The organism is Pseudoalteromonas sp. 2CM28B, from assembly GCF_023161935.1.
Genome location: NZ_JALNTH010000019.1, coordinates 105824 through 129770, shown reverse-complemented (window position 1 = coordinate 129770; position 23947 = coordinate 105824). Strand labels below are relative to the sequence as shown.

Below are 23947 nucleotides of genomic sequence, written 5' to 3'. Positions count from 1 at the left end.
GGTGCTGGCAAAGACACAAAAATATCCGGTTAGATATAAACGAAAAAGCACCACTCGTTCTTAAACGAGTGGTGTTACCTGTAGGTTGGCCTTTTAGGTTTTCGCCCACTAAAATCATACAAGTCGATTTTAAGACCTTCACAATAAATTTTATAATCAACTAATAAGCTGGCTTTTAACCTTATTGCATCAGAACTTGAATACCCTTTGTTTCTATTTAAAGCTGACGTATATAAGAATAGATTTGCTTCATTCCAAGGAGATAAATCACGGTTGAGGATATATGGAAATAGATATAAATCATGGTCCTCGTTAAAAGAGTAACTTGGAGTCACAAAATAAGAACCATTTTTACATACAATTTGTTCTGAGTTTTTATTAATCGGTGTTGAGCTTAATTCTGAATAGCAGTGTCTTACATGCCTTATTAAAACTATCCGATTACCTTTAGCAAAAGACATGTTCAGTCCCCTTTTTACTGTTTTATTGTCAATAACTTATAACTACACATTACCAGTCAATTTGAACAATAGCACACAAGTTTGGGGTAGCGCCCTTTCATCTCTTTTTGTACCTCGCGGTAACTACTATTCCAAAAATGTGCTAAGTCTTGGGTTAACTGTAGTGAACGCTTGCCTGGCGATAACAACTCTATTAGCAATGCTAATTTACCGTTAGCTAGCATAGGTGTACTGGTTAAACCATATACTTCTTGCATGCGCACACTAAGCTTGGCGGGGCCATCAAGTTGGTATTCAATTTTTATGTTAGAGCCACTTGGTACTATTAGTCGCAGTGGGAGTAAAGATTTTAGCTCGCTTTGCTGTTGCCAATTAAAACAGTTTTGTAGTGCCTCAAAATAATTAAACTTTTTAAGTTGCTCAAGGGTTTTAATATCTTCAAGGTATACCCCTAACCAATCACCTGCTGTTTCAATGAGCTGCTGCTGATTAATAACAGGAAATTGTTCTGGCATCAATTTGCTGGCTAGGCACATTCTAATAAGTAACTGCTCACTTTCTTTTTGCTCGTTAAACAGTGAAAAGCCCTGTTTGGCAAACACACTAAGCCATGCTTTGGCACGCTCTGTTTTATCAAGCTTATGTTTACTTGGTTGGCTGCTAAGGGTGATTTCTCCAAGTTTTACTTCATCTTGATGAATAAACCGAGCAGCTTTTTCATCAAACTCGCAGCGGGTCAACTCAGTGAATAAATGCGGTAAATGCTCTTTAAGCGCTAATGGATTTAGCGCCGTGGCAGAAAAAATACGCTCGCCTTTGTGTCCGCCCATACTGGCAATAGCTATATATTCGTCATTATGCCAGTAGTCAGGGTTTAGCTCGGCCCCTGCGCCATTTGCTAATAAGTATCCATTGCCGCGTTTTTTAGCGATGCGATCTGGATAGCCAAGCGACACTAATAAGCTTAAATGATCGGTGTTTAAGTCTGTTTTGCTGTCGGTAAATTTTAAGCGTTTTAACCAATAATTTAATTGTTGCTTAAACACAGGATGCGGACGCTGCTGTTGACTATGCAGTGCTAGGTTGAGCTCATTGGCAGTGCTAACTCGGCTTTCTAGTAAGGCGACTAAATAAATAGCTAAACGATAAATTCCGCTTAACTGTGGTTCTAGCATTTGCGCTTTTAATAACATGTGCGCTAGGCGAATATCGGCACCAAAGCCCAACATTTTACTCCCCAGTGCGGTGAGCTTACCGTGGCTATCTATCGCTTCAAGCATAGATAATAAATTGGTAGCTTGGTTGCATTGTTGCTCACTCGGCGGGTCAAGTAAGGTGAGTTCACTAATGCTTGCGCCCCATTGCTTTGCCTCAAGCATCAGTTGGCTAATATCTGAGGTCAAAATATCAGGGTTATCGTGGCTGTTTCGTCGCTCAAAAGTTTGTTTTGAACCTAAACGATACACAACCCCTGGTTCTATTCGTCCTGCACGCCCTGCGCGTTGTACTGCCGATGAACGAGATATACTTTGAGTCGTCAGCTCAGTTACACCGGTTTTTAAATTAAAGCTGGCTGCACGGCGCTTGCCGCTATCAATCACAATTCGAATACCTTCAATGGTTAAGCTGGTTTCGGCAACATTGGTGGTCAGTACTACTTTTCGCATCCCTTGAGGCGCAGGTGCTATTGCAGCTTGTTGATTGGCTTTATCTTGCTCACCAAATAAAGTGGCGACTAGGCAGTTACTAGGTAAGTCGCTCAATGCTTGTTGCACGCGCAGTATTTCTCGTTGACCGGGTAAAAATACCAGCGCACTGCCGGTTTGCTCATTGAGTGCTTGTTTTATAATAGCGGGGATGGCATCAAGCCAGCGGCTTTCATCTTTTATTGGGCAATATATTTCGTCAATGGGGTAACTTCGCCCGCTTGACTCAATTACTGGGCAATTAAAAAACCCAGTGTAGCGTTCGCTATCAAGGGTGGCCGACATCAGCATAATAGTTAAATCTTCACGCAGTGCCGCTTGCGATTCTAAAGCAAAAGCCAGAGCGGTATCTGCTGCGATGGAACGCTCATGAAACTCATCAAAAATCAGTAAATCAACATCACTGAGCTCAGGGTCATTTTGTAACATGCGTGTCAGCATACCTTCGGTGACTATTTCAAGGCGCGTGTTCGCACTTACTTTACTCTCACCTCGGACCCGTAAACCGACACTTTGCCCCAGCGTTTCGTTTTGGCATTGGGCTAGGTAATTGGCAATATTACGTGCAGCTAAGCGTCGAGGCTCCAACATCACTATGTGTTTATAATGCCCATCGCGCATAAGCTGTAATGGCAACCACGTTGATTTACCAGCACCAGGCGGCGCTTGCAGTAAGGTGATTGGGTTGGCTTTTAAAGCATCAATGAGTGAAGTATATATTTCTTGAACAGGCAGCACGCTATTTACCCTAAATTACTTTGCCGCCATTGTAGCAAAAATTAGCAGTTATTTATGTAGGGTACAACTATGCGCTTGGCTGATAATTTCGTCTAACATTTTAGCCTCTTGTTGCTGCGCTAACAAACCAAATAAAATGCGTTTCATCCCTGATAAATTTTGTAAGCTTATCGCCGAGCTCATTTTCTTATTTAGTCACTTTGCGCTATATTTTTACTTTACTCCTATTATTACCTTTCAAAACCCTATCTTGAGTCCAAAAATAGTCGTTCCGTTAAAGCTTAGTATTGTTAGCTTTTGTGCAACTTTGCGGCTAATTGTATTTATAATAAGCAAATAGTGGCTAACGCCACCTTTATTAGACTAAAGAATGATTGCTGCTGAATCTGCTGATTTTATGACCTTTTTGCTATTCTGCATGGCAAGAGCACACTGTAAAAACAAAAACATAAGACATTGAATTTAAATACCTTTTAGATTTAACAAGCCATTTACAACACATCTCTTTGCTATTTTTGTTAACACTTACAAAGCGTTAAACTGGGCTATGCACGACCTTTTGCCTAATTACAATCTGTAGCAAGCTGTTTTATCCTGCGCACTCAATGTTCATTTGCTTTGTAAAAGCTGTATTTTTATTTTGAGTTAGCAACTAAGTTGCAGGAGAAGTCATGACCACCAAGCCGCTAGATGATAATTCATCTGATGCTATACCAAGAGCGGATACTCAAACCGTGTCCGATAGCTATGAAAATCTTCATAAGCCCAGCTCTGAGTTTGAAAGCCGCGACGCTTACCTAGAGCACGAGCTGCAAATTATGCAGCCAAAACGCTGGCGTCCAAATTTACCATTTAGAGATTATCGCTTTGAATTTGAAGACACCATTCCAGCGATGGCCGCTACTATAGGTAAAATAGTCATGGTTGCAGCCATTGCTGCTACGTTTGCAGGCCCTTTGGGTTTAAGTGATGGCTTTGTACTTGAAAACGTACGCTACGAACTTTTAATTGTTTCGCTATTTATTTTACTATTTTCGGGCTTTATTTTACCGACCGCTAACTTAGCGGGTACTCATGGCCCACTCATTCCATTAATTCCTATTGTAGTTGCCGCAGGCGGACACCCTATGGCCTTTGGTTTACTCATAGGTGCCTTTGGATTGATATTAGCATTTAGTAAAGGCGGCAGCCTCATGGCCAAGCTCACCAGTAAAGGGGTGTGTGGTGGCCTACTCCTCTATTTAGGCTTTGTGGGTACCATCTCACAAGTTAAAAAGCTGTTTGCATGGGCTGAAGAAATTCAAATGACCCATATTGCCTTTATCGTAATCTTAGCCACAATTTTACTTTATGCTTTGTTGGAGCATTACAAAAAACGCTGGTTAGCCGTGCCACTGAGCTGTTTAATTGGTGGTTTTACTGCTTTTGCATTGGGCGCACCGTTTGAGTTTCATACCGCACCGGGCTTACCAAACATGAACCCTATGTACTGGTGGGGGGAAAACACTGGTTGGATGCTTGGTTTACCAACCGCTGAAAGCTTTATAGTTGTACTTCCTTTTGCAGTTTTAGCGGTTGCTATGTGGTCGCCTGACTTTTTAGGCCATCAAGTATTTCAAAAAATTAGTTACCCAGAGCGTACTGAAAAAGTACAAATGAATATTGACGATACCATGCTTAGTGCATCAACAAGACAAACCTTTGGCTCGCTATTAGGCGGTGCTAACTTTGCGTCATCTTGGGGCACTTACATTGTTCCTGCTGCTATTGCAAAACGCCCTATTCCTGCAGGCGCTATTTTAACTGCGTTATTTTGTATTATCGCGGGTGTTTGGGGCTATCCAATGGACTTAGCTATTTGGCAGCCAGTATTGTGTGTTGCCTTAATTGTAGGGGTGTTTATTCCACTACTTGAAGCGGGTATGGAAATGACCCGTGAAGGTAAAACCACGCAATCAGCCGCTATTGTGGTGTTTGCCTCAAGCTTAGTAAACCCTGCATTTGGTTGGTCATTAACTATGCTACTTGATAACTTAGGCCTTATTGGCTGTAAAGAAAGAAGTGCTGATTTATCACGAATGAGTCGCTGGGTCATTCCACTTATTATGTTTGTGTTATTAACCAGTGTAATGGCACTGGTAGGTATGCTGCCAGGCATTCCTGCGCTAATGCCAAGCTTTAGACATTAATTCCTTTATTAAACAGCAAAGCGAGCTTTAATAGCTCGCTTTTTTTATACTTATAAAAACCAGCACAGTGTACTTGCAATAATCCCCCTTGAAGTCACAGTCCCTGCAATAATTACAAGCCACCCTGCAGAATTTTTATAAAGCTCGCCACCAGCTAAAAAACTTTACGCATCAAAAAACCATAAGTATTTGATATATAAATAAAATTAAACGTTTTATTTTCTGGTATAGCCTTTGCTACTTTATAAGTGAACGTTAAAAATCATTTTATTAGTAACGCTTTTAAAATGAAAAATCATCACTCTTAATAAGGAGCTAATTATGAATAGCGATCGTATCGAAGGAAACTGGAAAGAACTTAAAGGTAAAGCGCAACAAAAATGGGGCGATCTTACCAACGATGATTTAGATAAAATTGAAGGTAGCCGTACCGAGCTTGTTGGTAAAATTCAGCAAAAATACGGTAAATCGAAAGAGGAAGCCGAGCGCGAAGTAAATGACTTTGAGAAAGGTCATTAAAATAAAGCGTGTTAACAGCTTTACTTGCTAACAAAAACCGCCAATTGGCGGTTTTTTTGTTATCTCAAGCTTAACTATTTTGCCAGCGCTAACTTCACTGCTGCTTCGGCATGTATTTTGGTGGTATCGTAAAGCGGAACCCGCGTATGTTGTGGCTTTACCAACAAGGCGATTTCAGTACAACCTAAAATAATGGCCTGCGCGCCTTGTGCAAATAAGCGCTCTATAATGCGCACATAATCAGCTCGCGAATCGTCATCAATAATACCTTGGCATAACTGCGAATAAATAACCCCGTGCACTCGCTTTCGCTCATTAGGTTCAGGTATTAATACCTCAATGTTATGCTTATTGGTTAAACGCTCTTTGTAAAAGTTTTGCTCCATTGTAAATTGCGTGCCCAACAACCCTACTCGCGTAATGTTATCGAGCTTTAGTTGCTCAGCGGTGGCATCGGCAATATGTAAAATGGGAATGGTAATATTACTGGCAATCTCATCGGCCACTTTATGCATAGTGTTGGTACAAATAAGTAAAAAGTCGGCACCACCAACCTCTACCGATTTAGCTGCCTTGGTGAGTAACTTAGCTGTTTGTTGCCAATCGCCTTGATACTGTAGCGCTTCAATTTCCGAAAAATCAACACTCACCATACAAATTTTAGCACTATGTAGCCCACCCAATGAGTGTTTAACGCCTTCGTTTAAAGCTTTGTAATAGCTGGCTGTTGACTCCCAACTCATACCACCCAACATACCAATCGTTTTCATAAAATTGCCTTGTTTAAAAGTGGTTAAAAGCAAGCCGATTGCTACACAGATATGCGACAAAACAATAAGCAAAAATACCTGAAAAGCCTTGTATAGCGAACCCTCTGACTCATTATGCTTCATTCTGCCTTACTGTTTTTCTAACTATCAGATGTTGACTTAACAACGAATTTTTCGAATACACAATTTAGTGGGAAATAAATTACCAAATAAATAGCTAGGAAAAGTAAAAACTCCATATAGAAAGGTAGATCTTTTAGGTTTATTATTGAATCAGTTAAATAGCGGCTAACAAACGATGTAATGAATGCAGATAAAAATATAATGACTAAGTTTGAAGTTTTTTTATTCATGTAAATCCTTTTAAAAAAGCCAATAGCTTAACATTACCCATTATCTTAGTTAGTGCCCCCTAAAACGGGAATTTATATATTGATTAATCATTCCACTAAATAAACTCTTTGTAAACAACCTAGTTCTTAAAATAAAAAACGAGCCTAACTTGGCTCGTTTTTGTTTTACTGATAGCTGACAGCTAAAAACTGACCGCTTCAACTTTTGACCGCTGCTCTTCTAATCAGGCTCATACCCCAAGTTAGGCGATAGCCATCTTTCAGCCTCTGCGAGTGTCATATTAGTTCGCTTGGCGTAATCTTCTACCTGATCCTTTTGCACCGCGGCTACGGCGTAGTATTTTGCCTCTGGGTGTGAGAAATACCAGCCCGAAACAGCAGCACCTGGCCACATGGCGTAGGAGCTGGTGAGCTGCATACCAATGCGCTTTTCGGTATCGAGTAGTTGCCAAATTTTCTTTTTCTCGGTGTGCTCTGGGCACGCTGGGTAACCCGGTGCTGGGCGAATGCCTTGGTAGTTTTCGCGAATGAGTTCATCGTTAGGCAGGTTTTCATCTGGTGCATATCCCCAATACTCTTTACGCACTTGCTCGTGTAGGTATTCTGCAAAGGCTTCGGCGAGCCTGTCGGCAACCGCTTTTACCATTATTTTATTGTAGTCGTCTTGCTTGGCATCGAACGCATTGGCTAGGTCGTCCTCTTCTAGGCCGCCCGTTACCGCAAACGCACCAAAGTAATCAGGTATGCCTTTTGGCGCAATGTAGTCGGCTAAACAGTAATTAGCAAAGTCGGTTTTTTCGGTTTGCTGGCGTAAATGGCACGAGGTGGCTAACAACTCTTTGCGAGTTTCGTCGGTGTAAATTTCTATATCATCCCCCACGCGGTTTGCAGGGAATAAACCAATGACACCCAATGGTTGCAAACTGCCTGACTTTTCAAGCTCATCGAGCATGTCGTTGGCGTCTTTAAATAGGCTTTGTGCTTGTTCGCCCACTACTTCATCGGTCATTATGCGCGGGTATTTACCGGCGATTGACCAGGTCATAAAGTACGGCGTCCAGTCTATGTATTTGCGTAAAGTCGCGATTGATACATTTTTAAACTCGGTCACGCCCAGCTTTTTAGGCACGGGTGGTGTGTAATTATCCCAATCGAGCTGGGCAGCATTATCACGGGCGCGCTGTATGGTAACCGGTTTTGAGCGTGGTTTTTTGCGTGCTTGTTGTTCGCGTACTTTGTCGTACTCGGCAGTGGTTTTAGCTAAAAACTCTGCTTTATGATCTTTAGAAAGTAGATTAGACACCACACCCACGGCGCGGCTGGCATTATTTACATACACCACGCCTTTGTCATACTGCGGCTCTATTTTCACTGCGGTATGCGCTTTAGAAGTAGTAGCGCCGCCAATCATAAGGGGTAATTCAAAACCTCGGCGGGTCATTTCTTTGGCTACGTGTACCATTTCGTCAAGCGATGGGGTAATTAAGCCAGAAAGGCCTATAATATCGGCTTTTTCGTCGATAGCTGTTTGCAGTATTTTTTCGGCAGGTACCATTACGCCTAAGTCGATTACTTCGTAGTTATTACATTGCAGTACCACGCCTACAATATTTTTACCTATGTCGTGCACGTCACCTTTTACGGTGGCCATAACCACTTTACCATTAGTGGCGCCTTCTTCTTTTTCGGCTTCAATAAATGGGTCTAGGTAGGCCACTGCGCGCTTCATTACACGGGCTGATTTAACAACTTGCGGCAAAAACATTTTACCTGCGCCAAATAAATCCCCTACCACGTTCATGCCATCCATGAGTGGCCCTTCAATCACGTGAATAGGTTTATCGGCGGCAGCGCGGCACTCTTCGGTGTCTTCATCTATAAAGGTGGTTATACCTTTAACAAGCGCGTGTTCTAGGCGCTTTTCAACAGGCCATGTGCGCCATTCTAAATCTTCTACGCGTTCGGCTTGTGCCATGCCTGAATATTTAGGCGCAAGTTCAACAAGGCGCTCGCCCGCACCGGGGTCGGTGTTAAGAATTACATCTTCTACGGCTTTACGAAGTTCTTCGGGGATGTCGTCGTAAACCGCAAGTTGCCCTGCGTTTACTATGCCCATATCCATACCCGCTTTTATCGCGTGGTATAAAAATACCGAGTGAATCGCTTCACGTACGGGGTTATTACCTCTAAACGAAAACGATACATTTGACACCCCGCCCGACACTTTACAGTGCGGTAAGTTTTGCTTAATACGGCGTGTGCCTTCAATAAATTCCACAGCGTAGTTGTCGTGCTCTTCTATGCCGGTGGCAACGGCAAATATATTGGGATCGAATATAATGTCTTCTGGCGGAAAGCCAATTTCGTCGACCAAAATACGGTAGCTGCGCTCACAAATTTCAAACTTACGATCGGCGGTATCGGCTTGACCGTCGGTATCAAATGCCATTACAACAGCGGCGGCACCAAAGCGTTTTATAATTTTAGCTTGGCGCTTAAATGGCTCTTCGCCCTCTTTGAGTGAAATGGAATTAACAATGCCCTTGCCTTGAATACACTTTAAGCCTGCTTCGATGACTTCCCATTTAGAGGAGTCGACCATTATAGGTACTTTAGAAATATCAGGCTCTGAAGCAATTAAGTTTAAAAACTTCACCATGGCGGCTTTTGAGTCCAGCATGGCTTCGTCCATGTTTATATCAATAACTTGGGCGCCATTTTCTACTTGTTCGCGAGCAACATTAAGGGCTGTTTCATAATCTTCTTCCATGATTAAGCGTTTAAACATGGCCGAGCCAGTTACGTTAGTACGCTCGCCGACATTGGTAAATACTGCAATTTGTTGGGTCATTGGCGGCTCCTAATTTAAGTTACAGGCTTCTAGGCCTGATAAACGCATACGCACTTCAAGCTCTGGTAATGGGCGAGGTTTAACCCCTTCAAGCCCTTTGGCAAAGGCGCGAATATGCGCAGGCGTAGTGCCGCAGCAACCACCAACAATATTTATAAAGCCCGATTTACCCCAATCGATAATCTCGGCAGCCATGTCGTCTGCTTCTAAGTCGTATTCTCCAAACTCATTGGGTAAGCCCGCGTTAGGATGAACAGAGACAAAGGTTTCGCACACGCGCGAAAGCTCTTCTACGTATTGGCGAAGTAAGTCTGGCCCAAGGGCGCAATTGAGGCCAATTGAAATAGGCTTAATATGGCGAATAGAGTTATAAAATGCCTCAGTTGTTTGCCCTGAAAGCGTACGGCCTGAGGCATCGGTAATGGTGCCCGAGATCATTACAGGTAATGTGCGCCCTGCTTGCTCAAACGCTTCTTCTACTGCGAATGAGGCTGCTTTTGCATTGAGGGTGTCAAATATGGTTTCTATAAGTATTAAATCAGCGCCGCCCTCCATTAATGCAAGAGTAGACTCCACATACGCAGTAACCAGCTTATCAAAGGTAATATTACGATAGCCTGGGTCGTTTACATCTGGCGAGATAGAACAGGTTTTAGAGGTTGGCCCTAACACACCGGCTACATAGCGTGGCTTTTCTGGGTTTTTAGCAGTGAACTCGTCACATATTGCGCGTGCTAATTTAGCCGACTCTAGGTTTACCTCACGGCTTATGCTTGCCATGTCGTAATCTTCCATCGAAATGGTGGTCGAGTTAAACGTGTTGGTTTCAATAATATCCGCACCGGCGGCTAAAAAGCTGCGGTGTATATCAGCAATTAACTCGGGCTTGGTAAGGCTTAATAAATCGTTATTGCCTTTTATTAGCACGTGCCAGTCTTTAAAGCGCTCACCGCGGTAGTCTTCTTCTTCAAGCTTGTGAGTTTGGATCATAGTGCCCATTGCACCATCTAAAATTAAAATACGCTGTTTTAGCGCAGCGCTTAATTCGCTTTGCTTATTTTTGTTTGGCACGTTATTCGGCATAGTTGTTAGTCCTCACATCTTGGCTAACTAAATTAATATCATAAGGGGTAGTTTGGTACACGTAGTAATTTAACCAGTTTGAAAACAGTAAAAAGGCGTGGCTTTGCCACGTTTTAGACGGCTTTTTACTTGCATCGTTATCTGGAAAATAGTTTTCGGGTTTTGGCGCGCCTGGGCTTTTTTGTAAATCGCGTTCGTACTCTGCTTTTAATGTGTCGGCATCGTATTCTGGGTGGCCGGTTATAAACACTTGGCTGCCCGACTTATTTTTCATTAAGTAAGCGCCTACTTTTTCAGAGCCTGCCAATACCACTATATCGTCGCAGGCATTAATTTTATTTATATCAATGTGGCCATAACGTGAGTGCGGCACTAAAAAGGTGTCGTCGAAGCCACGAGTAAGTGCTCCGTGAGCAAAATAACACTGGTGGGTAAACACGCCACAGAGTTTATCTTTTTTTAAATCACGTTTTAAATTGTAACGATGATACAACGCCGCATGCGCCGCCCAGCATGAGTAAAGTGTGGAGGTAACGTGTTGCTCTGCCCAATCAATAATCACTTTGAATTCTTCCCAATACGCCACTTCTTCATACTCTAAATGTGCCAAAGGCGCACCGGTAACAATTAACGCATCGTAGTTATTATCTTTTACCTCAGAGAAATAACGGTAAAAGGTATCTAAGTGCTCTTCTGAGTTGCTACTGCTGCGGTGCGTATCTAAGCGCAATAGCTCTACATTTACTTGCAAAGGAGAATTAGCAAGCAAACGAATAAACTGTACTTCGGTTTCTACTTTATTAGGCATTAAATTTAAAATAGCCAAACGCATAGGACGAATTTCTTGCGTTTTTGCACGGCTTTTTGGCATTACAAACACGTTTTCTTCACGCAAACGGGCAATAGCCGGTAGCTCGTCTTTCACTGTGATTGGCATATTTTACTCCTACTCATAAAAACCGAGAATTTATACGCTCTCATTATGAACAGAATGCTAAAAATATCAACCTCTAGATGTATAGATGTCTAAATGAATTTATTCACCCAGTTTGTACAAATTGAATATGTACTTTAAAACAGCCCCATTCGTTGACTGTTTAACCCCTCAACAACTACAATACAGCATTGAAATTTTTATTATTATTTGAAGGCTTTCCTCCATGGTTTTACCTGATAAGTTTATATTCTCGATGAATCGAGTATCTAAAGTTGTGCCACCTAAGCGCACAATTTTAAAAGATATTTCGTTGCACTTTTTCCCTGGTGCTAAAATTGGTGTACTAGGTTTAAATGGTGCTGGTAAATCTACATTACTTCGCATTATGGCCGGTGTTGACCAAGACTTTGAAGGTGAAGCTCGCCCTCAACCTGGTACTAAAATTGGTTACTTACCGCAAGAGCCAGTACTGGATGAAAGCAAAACAGTACGCGAAATAGTTGAAGAAGCTGTTGGCGAAGTAAAGCATGCCCTTAACCGCCTTGACGAAGTGTACAACGAGTACGCAATGGAAGACGCTGACTTTGACGCCCTAGCAAAAGAGCAAGGTGAGCTTGAAGCGATTATTCAAGCGCACGATGGTCACAACATCGATAACGTTTTAGAGCGCGCTGCCGATGCACTTCGTTTACCTGAGTGGGACGCTAAAATTGAGCACTTATCAGGTGGTGAGCGCCGCCGTGTTGCTATTTGTCGTTTATTACTCGAAAAACCAGATATGCTTATTCTCGATGAGCCAACTAACCACTTAGATGCTGAGTCGGTTGCTTGGCTTGAGCGCTTCTTACATGACTACGAAGGCACTGTTGTGGCGGTAACGCATGACCGTTACTTCCTTGATAATGTGGCTGGCTGGATTTTAGAGCTTGACCGTGGTGAAGGTATTCCGTGGGAAGGTAACTACTCTTCTTGGCTTGAGCAAAAAGATGCCCGCTTACAACAAGAGCAAAAATCTGAAAAAGCACGTCAAAAATCAATTGCACAAGAACTTGAATGGGTGCGTTCAAACCCTAAAGGTCGTCAAGCTAAGTCAAAAGCGCGTATGGCACAGTTTAGCGAGCTACAGCAGTCTGATTACCAAAAACGTAACGAAACCAACGAATTGTTTATTCCACCTGGCCCACGTTTAGGTGACCAAGTATTAGAAGTAAACAACTTACGTAAAAGCTTTGGCGACCGTGTTTTAATTGATGATTTAAGCTTTAGCATGCCTAAAGGCGCTATTGTGGGTATTATTGGTGCCAATGGCGCGGGTAAATCAACCCTATTTAAAATGCTAAGTGGCGAAGAACAACCAGATAGCGGCAGCATTAGCGTAGGTGAAACTGTAGAGCTTGCAACCGTTGATCAGTTCCGTGGCAACATGGACGAAAGCAAAACTGTATTTGAAGAGATTTCTGACGGCCAAGACGTGCTAAAAATTGGTAACTTTGAGTTCCCAAGCCGTGCTTACGTTAGCCGTTTTAACTTTAAAGGTAACGATCAGCAAAAATTTGTTAAAGACTTATCTGGTGGTGAGCGTAACCGTTTACACCTTGCTAAGCTTTTAAAAGCCGGTGGTAACGTAGTACTACTGGATGAACCAACCAATGACCTTGATGTTGAAACACTTCGCGCCCTTGAGAACGCTATTTTAGAGTTCCCAGGCTGTGTAATGTGTATATCGCATGACCGTTGGTTCCTTGACCGTATTGCTACGCACATTTTAGATTACCGCGACGAAGGCCAAATTAACTTCTTTGATGGTAACTACACTGAGTACGAAGAGTGGCTTAAAAAGACCCTTGGCGCAGAAGCTGCACAGCCTAAGCGTATTAAGTACAAAAAAATTGGCTAACAGCCACCGTTAATAAGTTAAAAGCCCTGCATTTTATGCGGGGCTTTTTTATGCAAGCTATTTTTAGCTTTGAGCAAATTGGCGTGTTAAGCATTACCAGCTATGCTTATTATAAATAACAACTTTATAAGATTATTATGCAAAACCGTCGGCAATTTTCTCGTATTATGTTCTCTACAGCGGCGCAATTGGAAACGGCTACCTCCCGTTATGCATGCACCCTTTTGGATATTTCTTTACATGGTGCGCTTATTACTAAAAGCGATGCCTTTACAGGCAACAAAAATGACGAAGCAATATTACGTTTTACCTTGCCACAAAGCGATATTGAAATAAAAATGCCGGTGGTTATTCATCATATCGAAGAAAATCATATTGGTCTTAAATGTCATAACATTGATATAAACAGCATTACGCATTTAAAGCGCTTGGTTGAACTAAACCTTGCTGATGAAACATTATTACACCGTGAGCTTGAAACGCTTATTTACCAAACATAAATAGACGCACTGCGTGAAGTTGATTACCATAACCAAAAATAATTAAACGACGCAGATATGAGTTTAAATCCCAATCTACCTTTAGTTTATCATCCTAATTACTCGTTTAGTTTTGATCCCAAACACCGCTTTGTAATGAGTAAATTTGCGCTGCTATACCAGCATGTTAAAACCCTTGGGCTTGCTGGCAGCAATATCATAGAGCCACCACATGGTCGTGTTGAAGAGTTAGAAATAGTGCACTGTGAAAACTATATTCACGATTTATGGCATAACCGCCTAGATGAAAAAGCCATGCGCCGTATAGGCCTACCTTGGTCACAAGCACTAATGAACCGCACATTTACCGCACCATTAGGGACACTGCAAACCGCGCGTTTAGCACTTAAAAATGGGCTTGCGTGTCATTTAGCGGGCGGCACTCACCATGCCCATAGTGATTTTGGTTCGGGTTTTTGCATGGTGAACGATTTAGCTTTTACCGCACAAACGTTAATTCAAAACCGTGAAGTAACCAACGTACTGATTTTTGATTTAGATGTTCACCAAGGTGATGGCACGGCAGCCATGCTGGCTCATCAACCTTATGCGTTTACCTGTTCAATACACTGTGAGAAAAACTTCCCGTTTAGAAAGTCCCCTAGCGATTTAGATATTGGTTTAGCCAATAATATGCAAGACGCTGAATACTTAGGTATTGTTGACAATACCCTGCAATTTTTATTACACGAGCTTAACCCAGATCTAGTTTTATACGATGCTGGCGTTGATATTTGGCAAGAAGATGGCTTAGGTAAACTGGATATTAGTTGGCAAGGAATAGAAAAGCGCGACCACATAGTGCTTAAACGCTGCCTTGCAAATAATACCCCGGTGGCCACTGTAATTGGCGGTGGTTATGACAGAGATCATCAGCGACTAGCACAGCGCCACGGCATTGTTATTGAGCAAGCGGCTAGTTTTTAATTATATTTTTAACTGACTCGGCGTAATGCCGGTCCAACGCTTAAAAGCTCGGCGAAAATTAGGAATATCATAAAATGCTAATCGCATCGCGACTTGTTCATTGCCTTGCTGGCACACCCCCAGTAAATGCAGTGCTTTAAGTTTATTTTGCTCATCTTGTAATTGCGAATAGCTAACACCATGTTGTTTTAACTTACGTTTAAACGTAGCAGGGCTCATAGCAAAGTGCTCAGCACTGTTAGCAAGGCTGTTGTTTCTATCGCGGTAAATGCGCAGGCACACAGCCTCAACAAAAGACTGTGATACATTCTTATTTAACTCACTTTGCGCTATGCACTGCTGCCAGCGCAATGGACTCGACTCTGGGTTTGGGCACTTAAGCAGTTGTTTATCAAAATGCCAACGGGTATAGGGTTGTTCAAATCGTACCCGTAAACCTAAATGCTGCTCATACTCTTGAATATGCCGCGGGCGTTTACAAGTAAAATCAAAATAACAGTGCGGGTAGTGATCTCTCACTCTTTTTAGTAAGCTCATTAGCGCAGCGCTGTATATTTCAAAACAATAATTTTTTAATGGCTCGTCCATACCTACATTCGGTTGCAAGTACAGATAGAAATCATTTTGAAAAATATGCTTACGAGTAAAAAATAAGGGGGCAAGCATCGCTTGTATTTTATGTAATTGCTTTAAAGAGGCACCTAGTGTGGGGCCTAAACGCACACTTTGCACCGCAGGGCTAACATCATTAACCAATTGATGACCCAGTAAAAAGCCACTATCATTACTCTTCATTAAGGTTTTAAACTGGCTAATTAATGCTAATAGCTGCGACAAACTAAAGCGCTGTGATAGATCATATAAATCTTGCTCAAAAATACCCGTACCACGCAGCAATTTATGCAGCGGGATCCCTCGTCCTTGAGCAAGCTCCACCAGCGCAGTGATCATTCCCTCCGCGCTGAGGTATTTATCATCTAGGCTAATATACTGCTGCACCTACAAGGGCCTTTTCTTTTTGTAATTGTTGATGTAACTGACTGGTTTGCTGCACTGGATCTTGCGCTAAATTCATTGCCATGGTGGCGGTTAAAATATGCTGAAACTGTGCGCCTTTGCTTTTTGCGACTTTAAACGCACAATGGTTAAGCGCCGCTTTCATTTGCGCTAGTAATTCTTTGGCTTGGCTTTGGCTGGTATTCGGCATAAGCACAATAAAACAATCGCCAGCATAGCGACAAAGCACATCATTCAAACGGCAATTCATTACTAGTAAATCACTAATTTCTCTTAGTAACCTATCACCTTCACTAAAACCAAACTGCGCATTAAACTTTGCAAAATCACGAATATCAATAATGCCTAAGGTGGCTGCTTGTTGTTCACTTTGGCGTTGCTGTATTAGCGAGTGTAAGTAATTAATTCGGTATAATCCTGTTACAGGGCAGACTTTTTCATGCTCTCTCAAATGCGCTTCACGACGACGCAATTGACGATTTAAAACAAATTGCTCTTGATGCCAATAATAAAGCCCTGTGCTGGTAAGCGACATACCAAACGGCGCTGGTAGTGACTCAAACCAGGTGAGCCATAATTGTGAAGGTTGCTTTAACCACTCATCGAGTAAATCGAGTGTGGCTGTGCAGCTAAATGAACTCACTCGCATTACTCCGCCACAAGCTCAGCCTGATGCCGTGTGTTTATTTAAAAACAGCAATACCGAGACTGTATCAGCGTTTGTGCCAGATGTTCGCGGCCTGATCAGCGAAACGGTTATTTATGATTTAGCCACTAACCAAGCTAAAAATATCGCAGTACGTGAGTTCTCTGCAGTCACAGAGGCTTCAGGTTGTGCAGTAAATGACGACACAAAAACCCTGTATGTGGGTGAGGCAAAGTTAGGTGTGTGGGCCATTAACGCGGATGCAGAATCTGATGCCAATAAGCAGCCTGTGGCTTTGGTACAACCCTACGGCGAATTAAACAGTGAAATTGGGGCCCTATCGGTATCACAAGACGGTACATTATGGCTCAGTGCCACTGATGGTAATGTGGTTTATGCTTACCAAGCTCAAACAGACAAGCTAAGCCAATGGTCACTGGCAGGTGAGCCCACAATAGAGTCTGTTGCAGCGAGCTTTATCAATGACAGTCAAGCCCAGCTGGTTTTAATTGATGATGAAACAGGCGCTTACATTCAAGCAAACATTAACTACACAGCGCAAACAGCGACTTCACAAAACAATGTCGCGATGACTCACCTTCATGCCAACGCACAAACAACACCGGTTGCAGCATTTGGTGATGCAGCAGATGATCCGGCTATTTGGATAAATGAGCTAGACGCTAAAAACAGCTTAATTTTAGGCACTGATAAACGTCGCGGCTTGATGGTTTATGACCTTGCTGGCAACAAAGTACAATCGCTAAATATAGGGCGTTTAAATAATGTTGATGTGCGTCAACATCAAGGTATAAACAACGAAACTCACACTTGGATCACAGCCAGTAACCGTACTCTTAATAGCATTAGCGTATTTACTGTTGATGGCGATAACAAACTAAACCATGTAACAGAAATAGCGACTAACCTACCTGAGGTTTACGGTATGTGTATGTATTCCTCTGAGTCTGGCTATTACGTGTTTGTTAATGATAAATCAGGTTTATTTCAGCAGTATAAACTCACCGGTGAGCAAAGTAATTTAAGTGGTGAACTGGTTAGAGAGTTTACTCTACCAAGCCAACCTGAAGGCTGTAGTGCTGATGATAATCTAGGCCAACTATTTGCAGGTGAAGAAGATGCAGGCATTTGGTATGTCGGTGCAGAGCCTACCGCTGGTAACAAAGCAGTAAAGCTACAAAGTGTTAATGAGCAACTGGTTGCAGATGTTGAAGGTATGGAAATTTATCATGCTAATGATGCTCGCTATTTAGTAGTATCAAGCCAAGGCGATAATAGCTATGTGCTTTATAAAATCTCAGATGACAAAGAGCCTAGTCTAAGCTTTGCAGGTAAGTTTAATGTAATTGCAAACCTAGATAAAGGCATTGATGGCGTAGGTGAAACTGACGGTTTAACCGTTACAGCAACGGCTTTGCCAGGTTACCCCGAAGGCATGCTTATAGTACAAGATGGCTACAATCGCATGCCTCTACAACCACAAAACTTTAAAATTATTGACTGGCGCGAAGTGAAAAAAGCAATTAGATAATAGCTAACCCTAAATGTACTGATACACACTAAAGCTTTAGTGTGTATCACGTTTAAGCTTTACTAAAATATAAATAAAGATAATTATGTATAAATGTATACTACACTTTATATCTATAAATTAATTGAGGTTATTATGCGGCTACCCTACTTCGTATATTTATTTATCAGCATTATATTTTGTACCAGCTCGCTTGTTAATGCCGAAGAGCCACCAGAACTTCCGCCATTGAACCCCAAGTATGAAGCAGAGCATGCTATGGTGTTGGTTAATAAAGGTTCAAGTGTATACGCGATTAACATTCCAAGCTTTGAGCTTCCTTATGATGTGCATGTTATGTACAAGGTAGATGTATCTGATATTCCATTTTTAAATTTAGTACGCGATGCTGAGTTAGTTACAGTAAAACCAAAGCCGTTTAATATTCAACGCTTAATGCGAGGCGAAGAAGTCGCGATTACCGCAGATGTGTATCTTGGAGATTTTAGACAAGGAGGTAGCTTAGTTTATAGTGATAAATTAATAGAGCTTAGCGAGCAGTTATTTACTCGTGAGCTAACTGATTTAAGCCCAGCCTCAAAATGGCAACAGTACGATATGGTTACGCTAAAAAATAACGAGCGTATTTATATTCACCAAATAACTCAGCCACCAAGCTATCATCATATAATGTTTGTTAATTTAAATGGTGCCTGTTTACAAAAGTTTCGCACCTCAACTGAAGTGCCCTCTGCTGATGAGCTCAATTATAAGTTTATAAATTGTGGCACATTGAAACCCATGTTTTATGATGCTGAAAGCTTAAGTAAATAATTTAGCTTTGTTTTAGGGACGAAAAAAGGCTCCTCGCAATGCTCAGAGCCTTTGGTTAACTTTGGGAATTAACTCGGTTCACTGATCAGATAAGATCAGTTTAGCGCCACTAATTGTGGCGCAATTGTTTGATAATCTACCGCCATCGCAATACTCAAAGCGGTAATATTAATAATAGAAAACGCAAACACTTGGCGTGCCCAACGGGTGGTGTCTATGTTGTAGCGATACCCTCTAAGTGCCATGAGTAACCACCAAAAACTCGTAATACAAGCAACGGCCATAAAGGCAGCACCGGTATAACCACTAATTGGCAATAGCATCACCACTAAAGCATATACCGCAATATAAAGCACAATATGGCGCTTAGCTTTATTAACACCTTGCGCCACGGGCAATACTGGAATATTAGCGGCTTGGTAATCCTTAAAGCGAAAAATAGCAATCGCATATGAGTGCGGCATTTGCCACAAACTAAACATCACCAGCAGTATTAATGCGCCCATATCGAACACACCCGTAACGGCGCAATAGCCAACAACAGGAGGAACTGCGCCCGAGAGACTACCAATAAAGGTGCCGTAAACAGAGTTGCGTTTCATGTAGAGGCTGTAAACCCCTACATAAATGACATAGCCAAAGGCGGCAAAAAATACCGCTGCTTGAGTGGTAAAGGCGATTAATAGGCCAAAGCCAATTAGCCCTAATAACACGCCATGGCTTAAAGCGGCTTTTGCAGACATTTCGCCCGTTACAGTCACACGTGAGCGAGTGCGCGCCATAGCAACATCAATGTCTCTATCTATAACATTGTTTATGGCACATCCCGATGCAACAACAAGCGATAAACCAACCAAGGTAACCAACATTAACCATGGGTCTATATCACCACGGGCGGCAAGTAAAAAACCACCGGCAACGCTGATCAAATTCCCCATAATAATACCTGGCTTAGTAACAGCTAAATAACGGCGAAACATCTGAAACCTCTAATACATCATCATTGCGTTTGATTCATAAATGATCCAAACAGACAGTCCAACCACCATGACGATGATCAACGCGCTAAACAAGAAGGTAAAGGTATTCGCTTTGCCTTCATCGGTGGTGAAATTAAGGTGTAAAAAGTATTTTAAATGCACCCAAATTTGCACGATTGCAAAAGTAACGATACTCCAAAGCGTGGTGACCTTTGAAAAGTCGCCCTCCATCACCATCCAAAATGGAATGGCCGTTAAAATCACTGACAAGACAAAACCAATAAGATAGGTTTTTACACTGCTGTGTGACTGATCATGATGTTGGCTTTGCATTTGCGCTAAAGCATGCGTTTCGCTATGGCTCATTACATTGCTCCCATTAAATAAACAACGGTAAATACACAAATCCACACAATATCTAAAAAGTGCCAAAATAAGCTTAAGCAACTTAAGCGCGTGACGGTTTGTTTACCTAAACCGCGCTTGATCACTTCTATCATCATTATGCTCATCCAAATAAGGCCTGCAGTTACATGTAAACCATGCAAACCCACTAATGAGAAAAACGATGTTAAAAAAGCACTTTGCTGTGGGCCATTGCCATGAATAATTAAATGATGGAACTCATAAATTTCCATACCAATAAACACCGCGCCTAAACAAAAAGTGACCGCGAGCCAACCAAGCGTCAGCGCCTTTTTTTGCCCTTGAGCGGCAATCATGGCAAAACCAAAAGTGATACTACTAATAAGTAGCGCCGCAGTTTCTAAGGCAACAAAATCAAGCTCAAAAATATCTTTGCCTGATACACCACCTGCAGTGTTCATATAAAGCACTGCGTAGGTTGCAAAAAATGAGGCAAATAAAAGGCAATCGGTCATTAAATAAAGCCAAAAGCCAAAGATTGTATCGCCTGAAGTATCGTGATGTTCATGCGTATGACTTACGCTATGAGGCTCTAAATTTACATGGCCTTTAGTTGCAGATAACGTACTCATGCGCTTACCTCCTTCGTGTTACTGGCAATATGCGCGCCTTCAATTTGTAATATTTCATCGTTTTGCACGTAGTAATCTACATCACTGGTGTAAGCACGTTTAATAAACAGCGCAATCGCGCCAATAAAACCAAGCCCTGCTAGCCACCAAATATGCCAGATCATGGCAAAACAAAACGCCGTTAAACTCGCAGCAATAAGCACACCCGATGCGGTATTTTTTGGCATATGAATAGGGCTATAGCTAGATTTACCTTGATAAGCTAGGCCTTTTTCTTTCATATCAGTCCATGCATCAATATCATCAACATGCGGGATTTCAGCAAAGTTATAGTATTGCGGTGGTGATGACGTTGACCATTCAAGCGTATGGCCGTTCCAAGGATCGCCAGTGGTATCATCAAGCGCTTCGCGGTTTTTAAAGCTCACATAAAGCTGAATAACTTGGCAAATAATACCGAACATAATAATCACGGCGCCCACTGCAGCAATATAAAGCCAGATATTCCAATCAGGATTATTAGAGTGGTTTAAGCGACGCGTCATGCCTAAAAAGCCGAGTACGTACAATGGCATAAAGGCTACGAAGAAACCGATTAACCAACACCAAAATGACGCTTTACCCCAACGCTCATCAAGCTTAAAGCCCATTGCTTTTGGAAACCAAAAAACAAAGCCGGCTAAGTAGCCAAATACTGCGCCACCAATGATGGTGTTATGGAAATGAGCGATTAAGAATAAGCTGTTATGCAATACATAATCGGCACCAGGGATTGCCAGTAAGACCCCCGTCATACCACCAATACTAAAGGTAACCATAAAACCAAGCGTCCACAGTACGGGAACAGTAATGCGCAAACGGCCACGGTAAATAGTAAACAACCAACTAAATAACTTAACCCCAGTAGGCACAGCTATGACCATGGTCATCACCCCAAAGAAAGCATTTACATTAGCGCTTGAGCCCATAGTAAAGAAGTGGTGTAACCATACAATAAAGCCAAGAATAGAAATGGCACCGCTGGCATATACCATCGATTTATAACCAAATAAACGTTTACCAGTGAAGGTCGACACTATTTCAGAGAAGATACCAAAAGCTGGTAATACTAAAATGTATACCTCTGGGTGACCCCATGCCCAAAACAGGTTGATATACATCATGGCGTTACCGCCGGCTTCATTAGTGAAGAAGTGGAAATCTAAATAACGGTCTAGCGTTAGCATGGCGAGCACTGCGGTTAAAATTGGAAATGATGCTGCAATTAAGATATTTGCCCATGTACATGCCCATGTGAAAATTGGCATTTTCATCAGTGTCATACCAGGGGCACGCATTTTAAATACTGTCACTAGGAAGTTAACAGCGGTTAATAGCGTACCGAGCCCCGATATTTGCAAGGCCCAAATATAATAATCGACCCCCACCCCAGGGCTAAAAGTCAACTCCGACAACGGTGGGTAAGCAACCCAGCCTGTTTTAGCAAACTCACCAAATATAAGTGATAAATTTATTAAAATGGCGCCACTAGCGGTAAACCAAAAACTTAAATTATTTAAAAATGGAAAAGCCACATCACGGGCACCAATTTGCAGTGGTACAACAATATTCATTAAACCAATCATAAATGGCATCGCCATAAAGATGATCATAATAACGCCATGAGCGGTGAATATTTGATCGTAATGCTCTGGCGGCAGATAGCCTGGCGCACCACTGGTAGCAAGCGCTAACTGCGCACGCATCATAATGGCATCAGAAAAACCACGAAACAGCATGATTAGTGCTAATAAAATGTACATAACGCCTAAGCGTTTATGATCAACCGAGGTGATCCAGTCACGCCAAAGCACACCCCATTTTTTATATTTTGTTATTAGCCCAGCTATAATAAGCCCGACAACAGCAATCACCGCCATAGTAACCATAATAATAGGTTCATGAAACGGAATTGCATCTATAGATAATTTACCTAAAAACGACATGATTATTCCTCGCCCTGGCTGTGTGATGATGGCATTGAATGATTACCCATTGCTTGATGCTCATTACTCATCTGCTGATGTTTACCCATAGCATGATGTTTTTTATTCATATCGCCATGCGCCTGCATGTATTTCATCACTATGGTATGAAATAAACCGTCATCAACCTTGCCATAATAAGCAACTGGGTTGTTCTCACTTGCTTTTGCAAGCTCAACATAATTGGCATGAGTAAGGTTATTAGCGTTGCTTTTTACTTGTTCAACCCACTGGTTGAAGTCAGCTTTTGTTGGCGTTGCGATGGCATTAAATTTCATACCGGTAAAACCTGCGCCACTGTAATTAGCCGAAAAGCCTTTAAATGTGCCTGGCTGATTAGCAATTAAATGCAGCTTAGTTTCCATGCCCGCCATTGAGTAGATTTGACTACCTAACTGAGGAATGAAAAACGAGTTCATGGTGCTTTCTGACGTGATTTTGTATTCAACCGGTACATTGGCTGGAAATACCAATTCATTCACCGTGGCAATACCTTGTTCAGGGTAAATAAATAGCCATTTCCAATTAAGTGACACCACTTCAACAGTAAGATGTTCACCTTTACCCTCTATCGGTTTATAGGGGTCAAGCTCTTGCGTTGACTGCCAGGTGATCACACCTAAAATAACAACAATAACAATAGGAACCGCCCATACAACAGCCTCAATCTTATTAGAGTGAGCCCATTTTGGTGCGTAAATTTCATGGTTTTGTGTGTCTCTGTATTTCCAAGCAAAATATAAAGTCATCACAATAACGGGGATCACAACTAACAACATAAGCACAGTGGCGATGATGATCAGATTTTTCTCATCAATACCTATCTGCCCTTTTGGGTCGAGTACCCCGCCATTACAGCCTGATAAAATCAGCGCCATACTAGCTAAAGCAATATTAAAAAGGTTACGAATTAACAAGGGACTATCCTAAAACCTAAAGAGTTTTTA

Annotated in this window: 20 protein-coding genes; 7 read left to right on the top strand and 13 right to left on the bottom strand. The window is 42.0% G+C overall.

Annotated features, from left to right (window positions below; all coding sequences use genetic code 11):
• Window positions 1-74: 74 nt before the first annotated feature.
• Both MTN96_RS21910 and hrpB read right to left on the bottom strand, forming a co-directional pair.
• Entirely contained in the window at window positions 75-461 is a 387-nt protein-coding gene (locus MTN96_RS21910) for a hypothetical protein (protein ID WP_248532753.1), read from the bottom strand.
• Between the two features lie 56 nt (window positions 462-517).
• Entirely contained in the window at window positions 518-2905 is a 2388-nt protein-coding gene (hrpB, locus tag MTN96_RS21905; protein WP_248532752.1) for an ATP-dependent helicase HrpB, read from the bottom strand.
• Between the two features lie 671 nt (window positions 2906-3576).
• Between hrpB and MTN96_RS21900 the strand changes: the two genes are divergently transcribed.
• Complete coding sequence (locus MTN96_RS21900; protein ID WP_248532751.1) at window positions 3577-5094, top strand: DUF3360 family protein; 1518 nt, start codon at window positions 3577-3579, stop codon at window positions 5092-5094.
• Window positions 5095-5415: 321 nt separating this feature from the next.
• Window positions 5416-5613, top strand: a complete 198-nt coding sequence (locus MTN96_RS21895) for a CsbD family protein (RefSeq protein WP_010391132.1) — start codon at window positions 5416-5418, stop codon at window positions 5611-5613.
• A gap of 74 nt (window positions 5614-5687) precedes the next feature.
• Here the strand turns inward: MTN96_RS21895 and MTN96_RS21890 are convergent, their stop codons facing one another.
• The 4 genes from MTN96_RS21890 to metA form a co-directional block, all read right to left on the bottom strand.
• Complete coding sequence (locus tag MTN96_RS21890) at window positions 5688-6383, bottom strand: aspartate/glutamate racemase family protein (RefSeq protein WP_248532750.1); 696 nt, start codon at window positions 6381-6383, stop codon at window positions 5688-5690.
• 573 nt (window positions 6384-6956) lie between these two features.
• Entirely contained in the window at window positions 6957-9587 is a 2631-nt protein-coding gene (metH, locus tag MTN96_RS21885; RefSeq protein ID WP_248532749.1) for a methionine synthase, read from the bottom strand.
• Window positions 9588-9596: 9 nt separating this feature from the next.
• Window positions 9597-10670, bottom strand: coding sequence for a homocysteine S-methyltransferase family protein (locus MTN96_RS21880; RefSeq protein ID WP_248532748.1), 1074 nt, complete (start codon window positions 10668-10670; stop codon window positions 9597-9599).
• Window positions 10660-11607, bottom strand: coding sequence for a homoserine O-succinyltransferase (gene metA, locus MTN96_RS21875; protein ID WP_248532747.1), 948 nt, complete (start codon window positions 11605-11607; stop codon window positions 10660-10662). Before metA ends, MTN96_RS21880 begins: the two co-directional genes overlap by 11 nt.
• Window positions 11608-11830: 223 nt before the next feature.
• Between metA and ettA the strand changes: the two genes are divergently transcribed.
• The 3 genes from ettA (at window position 11831) to MTN96_RS21860 (ending at window position 14970) form a co-directional block, all read left to right on the top strand.
• Entirely contained in the window at window positions 11831-13504 is a 1674-nt protein-coding gene (gene ettA / locus MTN96_RS21870; protein WP_036979634.1) for an energy-dependent translational throttle protein EttA, read from the top strand.
• A gap of 137 nt (window positions 13505-13641) precedes the next feature.
• Complete coding sequence (locus MTN96_RS21865; RefSeq protein ID WP_248532746.1) at window positions 13642-14004, top strand: PilZ domain-containing protein; 363 nt, start codon at window positions 13642-13644, stop codon at window positions 14002-14004.
• A gap of 57 nt (window positions 14005-14061) precedes the next feature.
• A complete protein-coding gene (locus tag MTN96_RS21860; protein WP_248532744.1) occupies window positions 14062-14970 on the top strand; it encodes a histone deacetylase in 909 nt (302 codons plus the stop codon).
• Here the strand turns inward: MTN96_RS21860 and MTN96_RS21855 are convergent, their stop codons facing one another.
• Both MTN96_RS21855 and MTN96_RS21850 read right to left on the bottom strand, forming a co-directional pair.
• Window positions 14971-15969, bottom strand: a complete 999-nt coding sequence (locus tag MTN96_RS21855; RefSeq protein WP_248532743.1) for an AraC family transcriptional regulator — start codon at window positions 15967-15969, stop codon at window positions 14971-14973. It lies immediately after the preceding gene.
• Entirely contained in the window at window positions 15953-16630 is a 678-nt protein-coding gene (locus tag MTN96_RS21850) for a GGDEF domain-containing protein (protein ID WP_248532742.1), read from the bottom strand. Before MTN96_RS21850 ends, MTN96_RS21855 begins: the two co-directional genes overlap by 17 nt.
• On the opposite strand from MTN96_RS21850, the gene MTN96_RS21845 reads away from it, so the two are divergent.
• On the top strand, window positions 16605-18185 hold the full coding sequence (locus MTN96_RS21845; RefSeq protein ID WP_248532741.1) for a phytase: 1581 nt from the start codon (window positions 16605-16607) through the stop codon (window positions 18183-18185). The genes MTN96_RS21850 and MTN96_RS21845 overlap by 26 nt on opposite strands.
• Before the next feature lie 135 nt (window positions 18186-18320).
• Window positions 18321-18998, top strand: a complete 678-nt coding sequence (locus MTN96_RS21840) for a hypothetical protein (protein ID WP_138626261.1) — start codon at window positions 18321-18323, stop codon at window positions 18996-18998.
• Between the two features lie 95 nt (window positions 18999-19093).
• On the opposite strand, the gene cyoE is transcribed toward MTN96_RS21840, so the two are convergent.
• The 5 genes from cyoE to cyoA are packed head-to-tail and all read right to left on the bottom strand — an operon-like array spanning window position 19094 to window position 23917.
• Window positions 19094-19978 (bottom strand): heme o synthase, encoded by an 885-nt coding sequence (cyoE, locus tag MTN96_RS21835; protein ID WP_008111919.1) that lies wholly within the window; start codon window positions 19976-19978, stop codon window positions 19094-19096.
• A 9-nt stretch (window positions 19979-19987) separates the two neighbouring features.
• Window positions 19988-20344: a cytochrome o ubiquinol oxidase subunit IV gene (gene cyoD, locus MTN96_RS21830; protein ID WP_248532740.1), complete on the bottom strand. Its 357-nt coding sequence runs from the start codon at window positions 20342-20344 to the stop codon at window positions 19988-19990.
• Entirely contained in the window at window positions 20344-20976 is a 633-nt protein-coding gene (cyoC, locus tag MTN96_RS21825) for a cytochrome o ubiquinol oxidase subunit III (protein ID WP_248532739.1), read from the bottom strand. The genes cyoD and cyoC overlap by 1 nt, the downstream gene beginning before the upstream one ends.
• The gene (gene cyoB, locus MTN96_RS21820; protein WP_248532738.1) at window positions 20973-22961 is read right to left on the bottom strand and encodes a cytochrome o ubiquinol oxidase subunit I; all 1989 of its coding nucleotides are present in this window, start codon (window positions 22959-22961) and stop codon (window positions 20973-20975) included. The genes cyoC and cyoB overlap by 4 nt, the downstream gene beginning before the upstream one ends.
• Window positions 22962-22963: 2 nt before the next feature.
• Window positions 22964-23917: a ubiquinol oxidase subunit II gene (gene cyoA, locus MTN96_RS21815; protein WP_214552343.1), complete on the bottom strand. Its 954-nt coding sequence runs from the start codon at window positions 23915-23917 to the stop codon at window positions 22964-22966.
• Window positions 23918-23947 lie beyond the last annotated feature (30 nt).